This is a genomic window from Pseudomonas sp. NFACC43 (assembly GCF_900119645.1).
GTDB lineage: Bacteria > Pseudomonadota > Gammaproteobacteria > Pseudomonadales > Pseudomonadaceae > Aquipseudomonas.
Window position 1 is genome coordinate 62010 of the sequence record NZ_FPKK01000009.1, and the last position, 17282, is coordinate 79291.

General features: G+C 63.6%; 11 protein-coding genes. 6 read left to right on the top strand and 5 right to left on the bottom strand.

The features are described from left to right. Positions 1-36 precede the first annotated feature (36 nt). The 5 genes from BT179_RS16760 to cobG all read right to left on the bottom strand — a co-directional run bounded on the left by BT179_RS16760 (position 37) and on the right by cobG (position 11763). Positions 37-7107, bottom strand: coding sequence for a TcdA/TcdB pore-forming domain-containing protein (locus tag BT179_RS16760; RefSeq protein WP_072431722.1), 7071 nt, complete (start codon positions 7105-7107; stop codon positions 37-39). A 289-nt stretch (positions 7108-7396) separates the two neighbouring features. Then, positions 7397-9097, bottom strand: coding sequence for a precorrin-3B C(17)-methyltransferase (gene cobJ / locus BT179_RS16765; RefSeq protein ID WP_072431721.1), 1701 nt, complete (start codon positions 9095-9097; stop codon positions 7397-7399). Next, positions 9094-9825: a precorrin-2 C(20)-methyltransferase gene (locus BT179_RS16770; protein ID WP_072397839.1), complete on the bottom strand. Its 732-nt coding sequence runs from the start codon at positions 9823-9825 to the stop codon at positions 9094-9096. Before BT179_RS16770 ends, cobJ begins: the two co-directional genes overlap by 4 nt. Then, a complete protein-coding gene (locus BT179_RS16775; protein ID WP_072397840.1) occupies positions 9825-10451 on the bottom strand; it encodes a precorrin-8X methylmutase in 627 nt (208 codons plus the stop codon). Before BT179_RS16775 ends, BT179_RS16770 begins: the two co-directional genes overlap by 1 nt. Then, entirely contained in the window at positions 10444-11763 is a 1320-nt protein-coding gene (cobG, locus tag BT179_RS16780) for a precorrin-3B synthase (protein ID WP_072397841.1), read from the bottom strand. Before cobG ends, BT179_RS16775 begins: the two co-directional genes overlap by 8 nt. Before the next feature lie 331 nt (positions 11764-12094). On the opposite strand from cobG, the gene BT179_RS16785 reads away from it, so the two are divergent. The 6 genes from BT179_RS16785 to BT179_RS16810 all read left to right on the top strand — a co-directional run bounded on the left by BT179_RS16785 (position 12095) and on the right by BT179_RS16810 (position 17245). Then, complete coding sequence (locus BT179_RS16785; protein WP_072397842.1) at positions 12095-13006, top strand: zeta toxin family protein; 912 nt, start codon at positions 12095-12097, stop codon at positions 13004-13006. Between the two features lie 118 nt (positions 13007-13124). After that, a complete protein-coding gene (gene cbiE, locus BT179_RS16790; RefSeq protein WP_072397843.1) occupies positions 13125-14336 on the top strand; it encodes a precorrin-6y C5,15-methyltransferase (decarboxylating) subunit CbiE in 1212 nt (403 codons plus the stop codon). Beyond that, positions 14329-15426, top strand: coding sequence for a cobalt-precorrin-5B (C(1))-methyltransferase (locus BT179_RS16795; RefSeq protein ID WP_072397844.1), 1098 nt, complete (start codon positions 14329-14331; stop codon positions 15424-15426). The genes cbiE and BT179_RS16795 overlap by 8 nt, the downstream gene beginning before the upstream one ends. Next, positions 15423-16151 carry a cobalt-precorrin-6A reductase gene (locus BT179_RS16800; protein WP_072397845.1) on the top strand — a complete coding sequence of 243 codons (729 nt, stop codon included), beginning with the start codon at positions 15423-15425 and terminating at the stop codon, positions 16149-16151. Before BT179_RS16795 ends, BT179_RS16800 begins: the two co-directional genes overlap by 4 nt. 169 nt (positions 16152-16320) lie before the next feature. Beyond that, positions 16321-16719 carry a DUF2946 domain-containing protein gene (locus BT179_RS16805; protein ID WP_072397846.1) on the top strand — a complete coding sequence of 133 codons (399 nt, stop codon included), beginning with the start codon at positions 16321-16323 and terminating at the stop codon, positions 16717-16719. A gap of 46 nt (positions 16720-16765) precedes the next feature. Further along, positions 16766-17245, top strand: coding sequence for a copper chaperone PCu(A)C (locus BT179_RS16810; protein ID WP_072397847.1), 480 nt, complete (start codon positions 16766-16768; stop codon positions 17243-17245). Positions 17246-17282: the final 37 nt, after the last annotated feature.

The window sequence follows — 17282 nt, forward strand, 5'->3', positions numbered from 1 at the left end:
ATGGCAGAATGAGCTGATTCAGCACTTTAGGCCGTCTCAACCCACCAGGTTGCTCTCTAATACTTGCGGGACGCTCAGCAACTCTTTCAGCGTTATGCTGTCCTGAGACTTCTGCCGAGCGTCCATTCGCTTGACCAGCGTCGAAACAGCATAACGCCGATGTTCTTCAAAGCTGAGCAGCACTTCTCCACGCAGATTGATATCCGCGGCATAGGCTTCTCGGAATATCACACTGTGCCCATTGTCCGGGTCGATGATTACCAGGTGTTCATCGACAAGACTCAGCAGCAGCTTTTCCGGTTCGTCCAATTCCCAGATCAGCTTGCCCGGCTCTGTCGCTGCGTTGTCCAGGGTATGCCGGCAGTTGAGAATGACCGACTCGAGCCTCAACCAGGCCGCTTTCGACAATCGGTAGCTCTGCGTGCCTTGCCCCATGCGCAGGACCAGGGTCGTGATGCCGTCGGGCATGAGCGGCAGGAAATCGTCGATCTTGGTCTGCCCTTCCATGACCATGACCTCGCCAACGCGCTGCACATAACTGAGGGGCCCCGCATGCCCGATGTCCGGATAGGTCAGCAGTTTTCCATGGCGGCCTTCGTGAATCAGCAGGTTGGTTTGCTTCTTCGTCCCAAGCACTTCGAAGGACTCGGGAATCGCGGTCCGTGGAACCCGTATCAGGCGTTTGCTCTGGGTGACGAACCATTTCAGGTTATCGGGATCCTCCACCGACAACAGCGGGCCATGGAAAGGATACTCCAGCAATCGCTTGAGTCCTTCATGCTCGCGCCCCCCCTGAGCGATGCTCCACTCCAGCGTGACACCGGTGATGAACGCCGGCTCCGGCTCTCGCAACGAGACCACCACGCCTTCGAATGTCACGCCACGCAAGCCAGCCCCTTCGACCGTCAGTTCGGCGAACTGCCAGGGCGCCCATACACGTTGCGGGACGGGCAGGGCGTCAGCCTGCAACAATTGCGAGCCTTCGCCAAAGGCCGGCTCCAGGCGTTGCGGATCGATGAACGCCTGGCGATAGACTTCACCATTTGAAACATTGAACAGCCAGGCCGCCTCGCCGTCCGGAGTCGTCCTGAGCAGTCGCAACTCCTTGCCATGCCCCGGGTCGATCAACAGCAATCTGTTGTCGATGTACCAGGCCCCCAGCTTCGCATCCCCCTTGAAGTTGGCCAGGCCGATCAAGGCGAGGGGCCTGCCCGGATAGCGCCGGGCCAACGGGTCCAGTGCCGACCACCAGTACGCGCGGTCCTTGAACCAATGTTCGGTCACACCGCCCAGTTCCTGGCGTCCCTGGTCCGTCAGGTTGTAGAACAGGCCATCGGACATCAGTGCCAGATAGCCGTCCTCGACGGCGATGATATTGTCCAGTTTCTCAGAGCGTAGCCATCGGTTGGACCACTGCCCTTTTCCCTCCACCAGGGTGCGCTGCCTACGGCACAGCTCCTGCCTGGTCCTGTCGTAGATGACGAACACATCGCTCCCCTGCGCCGGTGTGAGCAGCGTCAGATCGGTGAGGTTCTTGATCGAGTCCGGCCACCCACGGTAATGATTGCGTCTCGGCGAGGGGCGGATGATCAACTGATCGCTGCGGCGAACCCAGGCCATGTCTCGCAACGTCTCGTCGATCTTCCAGCAGACCGAAACAAAGGGGGCCGGCTGCCAGTTGACGGTGGCATAGGTACGGTCAGCGACGTACGGTGTAAAAGGGTAGCCAGCACCCAGTACCTGCGACCAGTCGGCCAGCGTTTCGCTGGCGCTGAACACCGATTCAAGCGTCGGATCGAGATCCCGGGTCACGGAACTCAGCAGCAGTTGCCCATCGTGGACGACATAGACCAGCACCTCGGTGGTCTGGTCCTCGCGGGTGATTTCCTGCGCCACATGCACCACCCCCTGGGCATCCGCCTCGACACTTTTGATGATCGTCTGCCTGTCTTTCGCAGGCCATAGCCAATAACGGTGGCTCAGCAGCCCGGTGACCGCATCGACTTGCCAGACGATCAGGTTCGCCGGTTCGAAAAAGTAGGCGTAGCGGCCCGCCACGGTCCCCAGGATCGCATCCTCGGCACCCGGTACATCGTCGCGGATATACAGGAAACGATCTTCCCGGGCGTCATACCAGGCCGTGAGATAACGGGGCTCGTCCGGCTTTTCGAACGGAACCAGATAGTGGTGCACAGGCGTGTAGGGCATCACCAGGCGATGCTCGCGGGCCAGGGCCTTGAGGTGCGCCTGCAACACCTGCCGATCCATGCCTGGCGGCACGTCCTGCTCGATGAGGGCCAGCTTGAGCTGCGTCATCTCGACCTGGAACACCTGATTCCCGCTGATGCGCAGCAATATGGCGTGGCGGCGCGTCCCCGTGAAGTTCACCTGGACATCGCCAACGAACATCCTGGTGTAGCGCTCGAGCCGGATATCGTCCTCGCTGGCCCAAGGAGCGTCCAGCACCCAACTGGCCTCCTGCAGGCTCAACGACTCCAGGGTGAGGCTCACGCCAGGATTGAGCGTTACCGCACAGCGTTTGCCGGCGCTGCGGATCTGATAGGCGATCTTCCCGCGCCAGTCCGTGGGGATGGCAGGCACCACCAGTGAACGCTCGTGGTCGTCGAGCAGCACATCGATGACCGTTGGCCGGTAATCCGGGACCAGGCGGTACAGGATGTAGTCGCTGGGAAACGAATAGAACGAAAACAGGAACAGCCAGCCGCCATCGGCTTTCCTCTTCTCCAGGCGCCGTGCCGTGTCGAACCCGGCATCATGGCGCAGGCTGGCGAATGGCAGCGCCTTGTACTCATAGCGATAGCAGGCTTGCGGCGTGCCGGGCAGCATGATGGCCTGTCCGGCGGGCGGTGTGAACATGACCCGACCGGGCAGGCGCAATTCGCTGCGGATGTCGATCGAACGGTCATAGTCGAGATCGAACGTCGGCACACCGAAATGATCCCGCAACGGGTACAACCTGGGACTGTCCAGCTGAAGTTGGCCGCGCGCCAGGTCCAGTGTCCGGACAATCAACGAGGCGTTCGGGAGCCACGCGTTGCCATGGGCGTCAAACCGATAGGGCTGCAGATGCGCCTTTGTCATCTCGTCGAAGAACAGTCCGACCTGCTTGGCTTCTTCGGCAATGGTCGCGAACCCCTGGGCCAACGCCGCCACCCCCACCGCCAACCCGCCCAGGATCACCCCCGCCCCGCCTAGAAAAGCCCCTGCGGTGGCGGAGCCCGCAGCGAGTGCTCCGGCCGACAACACCAGGCCGGCCGAGTCGAACGCCAATTGAGTACCGAACTGGGCACGTGCGACTTCGTTGGTCGCGGTGGCCAACTGATAGATGTCGAACCCGACATTCGCCAGTTGCAGCAGGCCGCCGGTCGCTTCGCTCAAGCCAGACCCCACGGCCGCCTTGACCACGGGAGCGACGGTGCGGGCGATCAGTTTCTCTTCTGCCAGCGCCTGGCGGACCAGCCCGACCAGGCCCGCCACATCGGACACGACGCCATGCACCAATTGCGCGTAATTGACATAGGCGTGCAGCCGGACTGCCAGGGACAGCGGTCGATCAGGCCCTTCATGCGCGGTCAGCGCCATCATCAGCGCCTGGATGGCGAAGCCGGCATTGAGGGTGTGGACACTGCCCACCTCGGCAGGATCGCTGGGCAGGGAAGGCTTGTTGGCCAAGGCCAGGAAGCGTTCCGACAGGTAGCTCTTGATCCGCAGGAGCCGGTGGTCATCCGACGTGACCCGCACCAGGTGCTCGGGCTCTTCAGGATCGATCAGGCTCACCCGGTACGTGCCATCCGACATGATCTCCAGGGTCTCGAACAAAGGCACGAGCCGGGGGGCCAACTGATCCTGCTGACGCAGGCCGGTAGTCACTTGCGCGATCTGCTGTCCCCACCAATGACCATCCAGCGCCAGCAGGCAACTGCCGAGTCGGGGATTGCTCATCAGCGACTGCCCACGGGCAGAGGCCAGCCGCTGTTGGACAGGATGTTGCGCCTGTCCTGGCAAGGCACCGGGATGCAGCAGGTCCGAGACCTTGATCGCACCCGGTAACGCAATTTTCGACACGCGCGTACCGTCCAGTTCAAGCAAATCGAAGGTGGGACGCGTCGCGTCGCCGTAGGCGGCGTAATAACCGGCCATTCCCTGATCGAGGAAAAACCGCTCCAGCGCTTGCCTGAACCGCGTGGCGTGCTCGAACTCGAAGACACCGAAATTCGGATCGTAGAAATGATAGGTACTGCGCTCGCCTTCGACAGTCCTGGCCACCAGCATGGCGTGGTTGTCGGAGCTGAGCATCAACGTGCTGGTGGTGGTCCTGGCCTGCAACGCCTCCACGACCTGCTTCAGGTCCGAGCGCGCCAGCGCGCTGCCGACGTCACCGACCTGCACCTCACGCAATGCTTCCACCCCTTGCAGGAAGGTCACGCAATCGCTTGCCTCGGGCTCGATGGCTCCCAGGTAGAAGCGCTCGCGCAAGGTGTTGACCGCCGCTTTTCCCGTCGACAAGGCCGCCGCCATGGCCAGGGTCAATGGATAGCAACGTCCGCCCACCCTGTCCCCTTCGCCCTGCAGCAGCAGATCCTGGGGCACAGGCTTGGTCACGTCGGCCTCGAAACCATCCAGTACGACTCCGACACGCTCGGTGACCCGGATACGGAACTCGAGCTGCGCCAGTCGCTGGATCCGGGCCACTTGGCGCCCCCACTGGCGCAATGTCAGCGGCCGCTCCAAGGCGTCTTTCTTCAGGCCCAGGGCAGTGTCCGAATGCAGGAGCGAATATTCGACCGGGTCAGCCAGTCCGGCCAGGAATGCCGGCGCCTGCTGTCGGTACAACGCCTGCTCGATCATGGCGTAGCTGCCCACGGTCCCCCGCTCGCCAAGGTTGTTGGCCAGGTTGTCCAGATGCGGGCGAAGTGCATCGAAGTTGCGGTTGTCCAGGGACTTCGCGCCGATCAAGGTACCCAACAGCAGGCGTTGCAAGGGGCTCAACTGGACCACGTCGAGATCGCCATCGGCGAGCTGGCCCAGCACTTCGGCAACAGAAAGCCGCTGCGTTTGAGGATCGCCCAACGAGGCAGGCGCCAACAGGCTGGAACCTTGGACGCGAATTGCCTGGCGCGCATCGAAACTCAGCGGTATGGGCTGGTCGAAGGCCACCACGCCGGTATGGCTGCGCCCCATCATCGCCATGAAAGGCTCGCCCAACTGATCGGCCAGATGCTGCAGCAAGTCGGTGGACAGCACGTGACGCCCTTCAACCACCGGCCAGCCTTCATCGAACTGAAGCGTGCGGTATTTGAGCAGTTCCGCCAGCTCACCGGCGTAACGCGCCTGGAAGAGGCCCTGTTGCCAGCGTTTTTTCTCATTGCCCAGCCATTGCACGACGTCGCTTTCGTTTTCTTTCCAGGAATGGTCCAGTTCTTCCTCGGTGGCCCGGTTCACCGTTGCGACAGCAGGTATGGCGAGCTCGCTACTCCATCCTTCGGCACTTCGAGGGGTGAAATTTGCCTTCTGATAATCCAGCATGGCGGCGCGCATGGCTCCGGGCCCGGTCAGGTAGATGGTCACTTCGCTCTGGGGGCGGATGCCGTCGCTGTAGTAAGTGGCGGCGGCCTGAGCCAGGAAAGAAATCGCCATCTCCTCTTCCGGGGGTAGCTCGTGCAAGTTGCCGAAGATCGCTGTCGCGGCCTGGGAAGCAAGCTGTTCCATGGTGCGGATATCGGTGAAGGCAACGTTTTGCTCATCGGCCAGGTGCGCGGTGGCATCGACGAGTTCATAGTTGAGCCTGAAGCGGTCGATGACGGTCTTGAGCATCGCCGCCCCTGGATGAGCCATCAGGAACGCGTTGCTCATCGAATGCTGCTCGGCTACAGCGCGCAGTTCGTAAGGCCGGGCGAGACGCTGCGCCGGTATGCGAAATACCTGCTTGAGCCCGGGCTTGCTGTCGGCGAAACGCTCGAGGGCCTCACGACTTTGCAATGGGACCTGGTCTTGATAATCCTTGTATCGGCTGCGTAATGCCTGGCGACCCGGCATCCACTCAGGGTTGCGATCGAGCAACAGTTGCAGCACACCCAGGCGGGCGTCCGTCTGGAAGGCGCTGATATCCACAGCGCCCAGTTTATCCAGCAAAGGCGGTAGGTTATCGACGTCAGCGTAGAACCCGCCTTCGCCGAAAAGCGCTTCGACACGCACGACATCCGAGCCGGAAGCCAGGTTGCAACGCAGGTTGATCTCCCGCTCGTAGATATCCTGCAACTGCAAGGGGGCCTCGCCCCGGGCAAGATCGCGCAATGTCAGGCTCCCTTCGGCCACTGCCGAAAGGCTGAGCAGGTTGGCCGCCTTCAAGGCCGTCAGCCGAGCCTTGTCCTGGCCATAGGCTCGGACCAGCAGATCGATCCTCGCGTCATCGGCGCTACCGCCGCTTTCCACCACATCCCTGATATGCGCAAACATCTGCTGCTTCAGGACAATCACCCGCTCTTCGTAGCGGTCGCCCAATTCAAATGCATCGGTAATGTCCAATGCACCATTGAGCATGGCATCGGCCTTGGCGGCTTCGACAATGATCCGATTGGTTTCATAAGCCAACAACGCATCGTTGTCATACCAGAGATTAAGTTGATAACCATCGTCGACCATCACCTTTTGCCAGATATTTATATAGTCGCGCTGAATAGCGCCAATGCCGCCTCCCAGCCAGACGAAATGCAACTTTTTCGGAACTTCGAGCGCCGCTGTCCTCAACTGTTCGACGCTGTTTTGCAGACGCGCCTCAAAACTTTCGACGGCAGTGCAGATGTGCGCCAGGTCCATCGACTCGGCAGCGCCGGACGGCGCCGGTTCCGCCGTGCGCCGATGACGCCCGACGCCCTGGAATGCCTTCAACGCCTGCTTGAGCAACCCGAGCGGCTCCAACATCGATGGCGAATCCAGCGAGGCGATACAGCCAAAGTAATAACGCAGCACCGCCTCGTATCGATCAGTGCCTTTATGCGGCATCAATGCCTGTTCAAGATCCTTGAGTTTCAATAAACCCATGAAATCGACGTAACCCTGCGTCGATTTTATTCCGCTCTCACTCATCACCAATAATTCCATTTATTGCATACGAACATGCCGAAGCCGGTTTTCGGCAACAGCAAACTGCACGTGCATCCAGGCACGTGGACATAAACTTTCAGAACGCAGTACGCCCGATAAGGTGGCGCAAAACTAACTCACCACTCTTCCTCGTTCAAACCGAATGAATTACCAAATAAAAACCGAACAGCATGTAACCAGCCAAACTTATCGACAACTTGCTGTTTTACCGACCGCATGCAACCAAGCAGACCTCGGAGTGATGGCAGCCCGAGCGGGCTGCCGAGTTGCATCAAAGAGGCTTTTCGCCGTACCAGCGTGGGGTATATACCCAGTCGCCACCTTCGGCGCGAGGAAAGACACAGGTGGTGGAAGAGCCCACCAGCACCATGGTGCGCATATCCACCTGGTCCGGCGTCAACTGGCCCAGTGTGGTGACCCGCAGCGTCTGGCCCGGGCGCGCGATGTCGCGCCCCAGGACCACCGGCGTCTCAGGGCTGCGATGGTGCGCGACGATTTCCAGCGCTCGTCCCAGTTGCCAGGGCCGCGACCGGGAAATCGGGTTATAGAACGCCAGGGCCAGGTCTGCCTGTGCGGCCAGGTCCAGGCGCTTCTCGATGACCGACCAGGGCTTGAGGTTGTCCGACAGCGACATCACGCAGAAATCGTGCCCCAGGGGCGCACCGGCCTGGGCGGCCGTAGCCAGGGAGGCCGAGACGCCCGGCAGGATCTGCAGATCGACGTTGTGCCAGTGGACATCCGGCGACTCATGGAGCGCTTCCAGCACCGCTGCCGCCATGGCGAACACGCCTGGATCGCCGGACGATACCACCACCACGCGTCGGCCCTGGGCGGCCAGCTCGAAGGCATGCCGGGCACGCTGCATTTCTTCACGGTTGTCGGTGCAATGCTGCACCTGATCGGCCCGGAACGGCCCCGCCATCCGCACATAGGTTTCATAGCCCAGCACATCGGTGGCCAGGTCGAGTTCGGCGCGTACCGCCGGCACCATCAACTGCGCCGCTCCAGGCCCCAGGCCGATCACCGCCAGACGCCCCCGGGGACGGCCGATCCGTTGCGGGTCGACGGGGTGCTTGGCCACAGCGATGGCCAGGTCGTCGGTGACCCGTAGCGATGCCGGTTGGCCGAGGGACTCGCTCATCCACCGGGCAATATCGTCACCGGCCGGGGCGAAGCGCAGCGGCACCTCCAGTGCCGAGGCCGCCTGATGCAACCCGGGACGCGCCATGTCGGTGTCAGGGGCCAGCAGGCACGCCAGCGATTGCACCGCCAGGCCCTCCTGGCGCAAGGCATCTGCGACGACAGTGGCAACCTCCGACCTGCCTGTCCTTATCGCCACCACCACCTGGCGCGGGTAGATGCGCAACTCGTCAGGCGACGGCGGGGCCGCACTGCAATCGATACGGATCGCCAGGCGCGCCTGAGCGTCCTGGGGCAACTGCGCCTGGTCCAGCCAGGATGCGGCGCCTTCGATGCGCACCGTCTCGCCGGCCAGCAGGTCGGAGACAAAGCGCTTGCCCTGTTCAAGGTCGCCAAGGCGATAGCCGCCCGGCGGATTCAACAGGCAAGTGCCGAAACGCAATTCGCCGCTGGTGGTGATCGCCGCAGCGACCTGCAGGGTATCGGCAATCTCCCGGGCCAGGACATTGACGCCGCCCAGGCCGCCCAGCAGCGGCACCACGGCACTGCCGTCTTCCGCCACTGCCAGCACCGGCGGCTCCGCGCCTTTTTCCAGCAACAGCGGCGCCAGGGTACGGATGACGATGCCGGCCGCGCACAGGGCGATGATCGGCGTGTCTTGTTGATAAAGCTCGCGCAGCGTCGCGCCAAACTCGGTGTAGGAGCGATCCACACCCTCGACCCGCCCGGCCAGACCGTGAATCAACGCGTCGGGATAGCGCTGCTGGATCCGCCGGGCCGTTGCGAGGCTGCCCGGGCCGAGGATGACGATTGCCGCAGTCCTGGACGTCATCCTTGCCACCGCTCGCCCGGCACGATGATCAGCGAGAAGTACGGCGAGGACATCGGCTCGACTTCATCCAGCGGCACGATCTTCTGATTGGCCATGGTAGCCCGCTCGACGTAGAGCGCCCGCCCGTCCAGGCCCAGCTCACCGAGCACCTGGCGGACCTTGGGGAAGTTGCGCCCCAGCTTCATGATCACCGCCGCATCGGCATCGGCCAGGCGGCGCTTGAGTTCCTCATGGGGCAGCACACCGGACAGCACCGACAGGCTCTGGTTGCGATACACCAGCGGCGCTCCCAGTACCGAGGCCCCGCCCAGCATCGAACAGACGCCGGGAATGACTTCGGCCACATAGCGCTCGGCCAGGCGATCGTGCAGGTACATGTAGGAGCCATAGAAGAACGGATCGCCTTCGCAGATCACCGCCACGTCGCGACCGGCATCCAGATGCACCGCCAATTGCTGGGCGGCGGTATCGTAGAAATCGGCGATCACCTGTTCATAGGACAACGGCGCCGGCAGCGCCTCGGTAGTGACCGGGTAGACCAGTGGCAGCAACGTCTGCTCGGCTTGCAGATGGCTTTCGATGATGCCGAAGGCATTGCCTTTCTTGCCCTTGGCAACGAAGTACGCCACCACCGGCGACTCCCGCAGCAGGCGCAGCGCCTTGAGCGTGATCAGTTCAGGATCACCGGGGCCCACGCCGAGGCCGATCAGACGTCCAGGCTGCTGCATCATTCAATCTCCGTGGCGAGGGCGTTGACAGCGGCGGCGGCCATGGCGCTGCCGCCAAGCCGGCCTTGCATGATCACGAACGGCACGCCACGACTGTCGGCCGCCAGCATCGCCTTGGACTCGGCGGCACCGACGAAGCCCACCGGGAATCCCAGGATCAACGCTGGTTTCGGCGCGCCGGCATCGAGCATCTCCAACAGGTAGAACAGCGCGGTCGGCGCGTTGCCGATCACCACGACACTGCCTTCCAGGTGCGGGCGCCACAGCTCCAGGGCCGCTGCCGAACGGGTATTGCCCAGCTCATGGGCCAGTTGCGGCACGCGCTCGTCACGCAATGTGCAGATCACCGGATTGTTGGCAGGCAGCCGGGCCCGGGTCACCCCCTCGGACACCATGCGCGCATCGCAAAGGATCGGCGCACCGGCGGCCAGCGCCTGGCGCCCGGCGGTACCCGCGCCCTCGGAAAACTGCAGGCCATCCACGGCCTCGACCATGCCGCAGGCGTGTATGACCCGCACGGCGAGTTTTTCCAGGTCGGCCGGGATACGCGCCAGGTTCGCCTCGGCGCGAATGATCGCGAAGGAGTTGCGATAGATCTCCTGACCGTCGCGGATGTAATCAAGCATCAAGGGGACTCCGGGGGTGAGCGTCGAGCCAGTGGCCGACCGACTCGATTGTCAGGTTGTGCGCCTGCAACGCGCCGAAACCCGGCAGCGCGGCATCGCGAAGATAGAGGTCGTAACGACCGGGGGCGACCGCCAGCAGGGTGACGGGCGCGATATGGGCCGCCGCGCAGGAACGCGGGCAGCCGGACAAATGGACTTTCAAGGCGCGGCCCTGGCCATGCAGCCGTTCAGCCAATTGCCAGGCATCGGCCTTGGTGTCGGCCAGGGCCTTGCCGCAACCACTGGAGCCGGTGCAGGCGATAAGGTGCGCCAGGGGGCGGGCGAGCGAGCCCACCAGGCCCAGCTCTTCGAGCCGCGCCAGCACTTCGTCCGCGTCCTGGCGGTCGATGTTGGGCAACAACAGGCTTTGCCAGGGGGTCAGGCGCAGGCTGCCATCGCCCTTGTCCCGTGCCAGTTGCGCCGCGCCGCGCAGCATGGCGGCGTCGAGCCGCCCCAAGGGGGGCGCGGCGCCGACGTAGAATCGCTCGTCGTGCTGGGAATGGATGCCGATGTGCAATCCATCCTCGGACGGGAGACGTCGCCAGTCACCGCATGGTTGCAGGGGGACGCGTTGAGCCAATCGAGCGATGAACGCATCCACCGTGATTTGCGCCAGCAGGTGGCGCATGCGCGTCTGGTCCGGGCGGGCCAGGTCGAGAAACAGTTCCAGCACCGCCACCACCAGGGCGTGCCCCTGTCCCAGCGGCACCCTCCCGGCCGGCTTATCCAGTGGCGAGCCGGCCAACCCGAAAGCCAGCCAAGGCTCACCGTCCTGGACCAGGGCTGACAGCCACAGGTCGTGAGGGTGTTCGAGCATCGCCATGGCCTCTGCGCCGTCCAGTTGCACGGCGAACTTGGCCGACAGCTCATGAAAACGTTCATGGGTCTGCAGGGTGAGCAGGATCCGCGCGGCCAGCGGCCGGGTGTCGATCAGCATCTGCCGGTCGATCCCGGCCGACGGGCTGAGCATCAGGTTACGGACATCGTCACCGGCCGGTTTATGAGGGCCGAGGCCGACGGCCAGCAGTTGGGCGATCAGGGCCTCCTGCTCGAGGCCGATCCCGCGGATCTGCAGGTTGGCACGATTAGTCGCCTCGATGACGCCACCGGCAAACCGCTCGGCCGCCGACGCCACGGCTTCAGCCTGGACTGCCTGGATGGACCCGCCGTCGAGCTTGATCCGACAGATCCCGCCGTCCAGCGCCTGGACGACACGCAGCAACCCCGGACAACCCGAGGGGCGGATGACGCAGGAGGATGGACGTTCGTTCAAGGGAAACCGGTCAATGAGGCACGCCACGGCGGCGAAGGACGGCCATTATGCCTGCTTTGCCGGGGGTCATGAAAAGCTTGCCGGTCGGATTGCGCACCCCCCTTGCCAATCGCGTCCCTCACGGCCTGGCCGACGACCTCGCCAGCGAGTTTCTGCCGAAGGCAGACAAGCCCCCGGAGCGTGGGATCCCGTCGCCTGCCTCGTAGTACTTTTTACCTTTAAAAACAGTGACATGAATTGAAACCAGGACTGGTTTGAACAAGTCGGAAAACACCGCTTTATTCAAAGGGCAGGCGATTACTTCAACCAATCCTCGATAAGGAAATCAGGGATGTCACACGCTCCGAACCACACCTACACCTACACATCGGCGCAGGTCACCGCCGCGTACGAGGAAATCATTGCCACGCTGCTGAGTGGCATCACGGCCGAGGCGGTTCCCAGGATGCTGGTCACTGCCGGAGCGCAAGGCTCGGGCAAAACCTATCTGCTGGAAAAGAACCTCCTGCCCTCCCGGCGCTACGACAACTACGTACGCCTGTACCTGCCCGAGTACCGGGAAAAACATCCGCAGTACCCACAGATGATCAAGCACGGCGCATCGCACGCCTATGAGCATACGGAGGCGTTTGTCCGGGAAGTCAGCACGAAAATCTTCGAGAAGGCCTTCCAGTGCAGGTACAACATCATCATGGAATGCGCCTTCGACAGCATCGACTTCGTTACCTTCCCCCCCATGGCGACAGCCGCCGGGTACCAGTTCGAAACCCACATCGTCGCCTGCAAGAAAGAATTCGCGCACCTGTCGAGCATTCACCGGGCACTCAGGAGCCTGGAAAAAAACGAGATGGAAAGGTTCGTCCCGCTGTCGGCGCTCAATGCCAGCCTGGCTAACGCCCAGGCGACGATCCTCGCTCTCGAGACCGCTGCCAAAGCAGTCGACGGCTCTCGGATGTTCCTCTACGAGCGCGGGCTCGGCCAGCTCCGGGAGCGCTTGCTGCGCGTCCAGAATACCTATACCCGGGGCTCGAACGGGGCCCTGGTCATAGACGGGCCCAAGGTGGCCTACGCAAGTGTCTTTGAAGCCATTGTCAACAATCGACTCCAGCTCATTGGCGATCGCGAGGAAATGGTCAGGCAATGCCACCTGGCGCTCCACGAGGCACGAGTACACGCCGAACACGTGCCCGACGCCGTTTTCAACGACCTATACGCCTATATCCTCAGGTACGTCTGTCGATAAGGCTGGCATCGACTTGTCGCGCGGATCCTGCTTCCACGGGTTTCGGCGCGTTATGATGGCGGCCCGGTTCGCGAACGCAACGGTTCGCCAATCAAACAACCCCATTCGAGGAACAAAGATGACCCCCTGGCTGACCATCGTGGGCATCGGCGAAGACGGCTTCAAAGGCCTGGGCCGCACGGCTCGCCACGCCCTGCTGCAGGCCCCGCGTATCGTCGGCAGTGCCCGTCAGTTGGCGTTGCTGCCGGCTTGCATCCGCAGCGAGCGGGAGCCATGGCCCAGTCCGTTTTCCCTCGAACCGCTGCTGGCACGCCGCGGCGAGCCGGTGTGCGTACTGGCCAGCGGCGATCCGATGTTCTACGGCGTGGGGGCCAGCCTGGCCAAGCAGGTGGCTGCGGAGCAGATGCGGGTCATCCCGGCACCCTCGTCCTGTTCGCTGGCGGCGGCACGCATGGGCTGGCCGTTGCAGGAAGTGCTCACCCTGTCGCTGGTGGCACGCCCCCTGGCGGCACTCAACGCCTGTCTGTCCACGGGCGTCAGGCTGGTGCTGCTGAGCAATGACCGTCATAGCCCGGCGGCAGTGGCGGCGCTGCTGCGCGAGCGCGGCTTCGGCCCCAGCCCCATGACCGTGCTGGAGCATCTCGGCGGCCCGGCGGAACGGCGAATCCAGGGCAGCGCGGCCCAGTGGGCCGATCCGGCCGTCGCCGACCTGAACCTGATCGCCATCGAGTGCCGGGCCGACCCCACGGCGTTGCGCCTGTCACGCCTGGCCGGCTTGCCCGATCACGCATTCGAACATGACGGCCAGTTGACCAAGCGCGATGTCCGAGCCATCACCCTGGCCCGCCTCGCCCCGACGCCCGGCGAACTGCTCTGGGACGTTGGCGCCGGCAGCGGATCCATCGGTATCGAATGGATGCGCGCCCATCGAAGCTGCCGCGCCCTGGCCATCGAAGCGGACGAGCAACGCCAGGACCTGATCGAGCGCAATCGCGACGCCCTCGGTGTGCCCGGCCTGCAATTGATCCGTGGGCGAGCCCCAGAGGCGCTGGAGGGGCTGGACGCTCCGGATGCCGTATTCATCGGTGGCGGAGTCACCCGTGAAGGCGTGTTCGAGACCTGCTGGAGCCGGCTCAAGCCCGGCGGACGCCTGGTGGCCAACGCCGTGACCCTGCAAAGCGAGGTGGCGCTCATGGCCTGGCGCGAACGTCATGGCGGCGAGCTGACCCGCATTCATGTCGCCCAGGCCCAGCCACTGGGCGGATTCGACACCTGGCGCCAGGCGCTGCCGATCACGTTGCTGGAATTGGTAAAACCCCTCGATGCGTGACGAAACCGCCGAGCAACCCGCCCCCCTGCGCAGCGGCCTGACCACCGGCAGCTGCGCCACCGCCACCAGCCTCGCGGCGGCGCGCCTGTTGCTGTGCGGCATCAGTGCCGACGCCGTGGAGATCGTCCTGCCCAAGGGCAAGCACGTGCAGATGCGCCTGGAGTTCTGTCGACTGACCGAACTGGGGGCCGAGGCCGGGACGCTCAAGGACGCCGGCGACGATCCGGATGTCACCCACGGGGCGCTGCTGTTTTCCCAGGTCCGACTGATGCCCGAGCCCGGGGTCCGCTTCCTGGCAGGGCGCGGCGTGGGCACCGTGACGCGGCCGGGACTGGTCCTGGAGGTCGGCGAGCCGGCGATCAATCCGGTACCACGAAAGATGATCGGCGATCACCTCGGCCGCCTGGCCGGGGAGACCGGCTACACCGGGGGCTTCGAGGTCACCGTCAACGTCGAGGGCGGCGAGGCCCTGGCGCTGAAGACCATGAACCCACGGCTCGGCATTCTCGGCGGCCTGTCGATCCTGGGCACCAGCGGCATCGTCCGGCCCTTTTCCTGCGCGGCCTATATCGCGTCGATCCACCAGGGCATCGACGTGGCGAAGACCAACGGCTACCTGCACATCGCCGCCTGCACCGGCAACGCCAGTGAGGACACCATGCGCCGGGTCTACGACCTGCCGGAAATCGCCCTGATCGAAATGGGCGACTTCGTTGGCGCCGTACTTAAGCATGTCCGCAAGGTTGCGGTGGAAAAGCTCAGCCTCTGCGGCGGCTTCGGCAAAATCAGCAAGCTCGCCGCCGGGCACATGGACCTGCACAGCCGTCATTCGAGCATCGACCTGCCACAACTGGCGGCATGGGCGGCCGCTGTCGGTGCCGATGAAGCTCTGCAAGATGACATCCGCCATGCCAACACCAGCCAGCAAGCCCTGGCAATGGCCAGCGCCGCCGGCATCGCCCTGGGCGACGCGGTGTGCGGGCACGCCCTGGCCTTCGCCCGGAGCATCGTACCGGCCCAGGTTCAGGTCGAAGTCTTCGCCATCGACCGCCAGGGCGGGATCGTCGGTCATGCCGGAGCCCTGCAATGAATCGAATCCTGTTGTTGGGCGGCGTCACCGAAGCCCTGGCCATCGCCCGTACGCTGGGGCCTGACCATATCTACAGCCTGGCGGGCATCGGCCGTGTTCCCACGGACCTGGCGTGCCAGGTTCGCGTGGGCGGTTACGGCGGCGCGCAAGGGCTGGCGCAATTCATCCGCGAGCACCACGTCGACCTGTTGCTGGATGCCACTCATCCCTACGCCGCCCGGATCAGCCATAACGCCGCCCAGGCGGCCCGCGCCTGTGGCCTCCCCTGCTGGGCCCTGCGCCGTCCGGCATGGCACCCCCTGGCCGGTGACGACTGGCGCGAGGTGGCCGACTGGGACGCGCTGATCCAGGCCCTGCAGCCGTTCCGCCGCCCCTTGTTCACCTTGGGCCGCGAACCGTTGCAGCACCTGCACGAAATTCCCCCCGAACAGTTCTGGACCCTGCGTGCCCTGGACGTTTACCCCGGCAATGAACGCTGCGAAGTCATCGGCGCCCGCGGGCCGTTCAATATCGAAGACGAACGCGAACTGTTCGAGCGACGGCGGATCGATGTGCTTATCAGCAAGAACAGCGGTAGTACGGCCACCGAGCCGAAGCTGGAAGTGGCTCGCGAACGCGGGATACCGGTGCTGGTATTGAAGCGCCCCCCATTGCCGGAAGTGGACCGGGAATTCGGGACGCTCGACGAGCTATTGGCAGCGCTGTCCACGTCGCGCGGATCCTGAGATCAAGCGCCATGGATTTTGTCGCCACCACGACAGAACGCTCCCTTGCGAATCTGTTGCTACTGTTAATACGAGCCCTGCGACCCTACACCGCACATGGCTTTTTTACTTCTGCCCCTCGATCAGGCTAAATACCGCCACCTGATCGCCCAACCGAGCGGATTGCCCCATGTCCCGACAACGGCTTGCATTTGCCTGGATCGCCTGCTTCGCAGTGCTGTTCAACATGCTCGCCATGCCGCTTTCCGGGAACGCTTCAGCGACTGCAAACGCGCCGGCCGAGCAACTGCTCTGGGGCAGTTTCTGTTCGTCCAGCGGCACGAAGATGGTGGCGATTTCCCTGGGCAAGTTCGAACAGAATACGCCGCAGAACGACGATCACTCGACGATGCAGCATTGCTGGTGCTGTTCCGGTTCCGCGCCGCTGGTGGCGCTGGCCGGGCAACCTGCGCAATTGTACGTGGATGCGCGACTGGCCCACGCCGGCGCCGTCCCTCCGACGCTCGACAGCCTCACTGCGCGCCAGCAATGGCCAAGTCTCAACCCCCGCGCCTCGCCTCTGGTCTGATTCCTTTCGCACATACCTGCGCCCTGAATCACTTCGGAGAACTGCCATGTTGAACAGACTCATCCTGCTGGCCGCCCTGTTGCTTCCCGTCGGCTTCGCCCACGCACATCAGTACAAAGCGGGGGAACTGGAGATCGGCCACCCGTGGTCCCAGGAACTGCCACCCAACGCGCCCACCGTGGCTGCGTACTTCGTGCTTCACAACACCGGCAAGAGTGCCGACAGACTGCTCAGCGTCGAATCGCCGATTGCCGCCAAGGCCGAGCTCCACGAGCACGTGAAGCAAGACGACCTGATGAAGATGCAGCCGGTGCCCGTGGTGGATATCGCCCCCGGCGCTACCGTCACCTTCGCGCCGATGGCTTATCACGTGATGTTGCTGGAGCTCAAGGACCGCAGCCTTTTGAGCGACGGCAAGCGTTTCCCCATGACACTGCATTTCGAAAAAGCCGGGGATATCACCGTCGACGTCGCGGTGCAGAAAAAAGCCCCCGACGGCAGCAAGCCGTCGATGCACGCACACTGATCGAGCTTGTCCATGGGTAACCCCCGCAGCAGCCCGG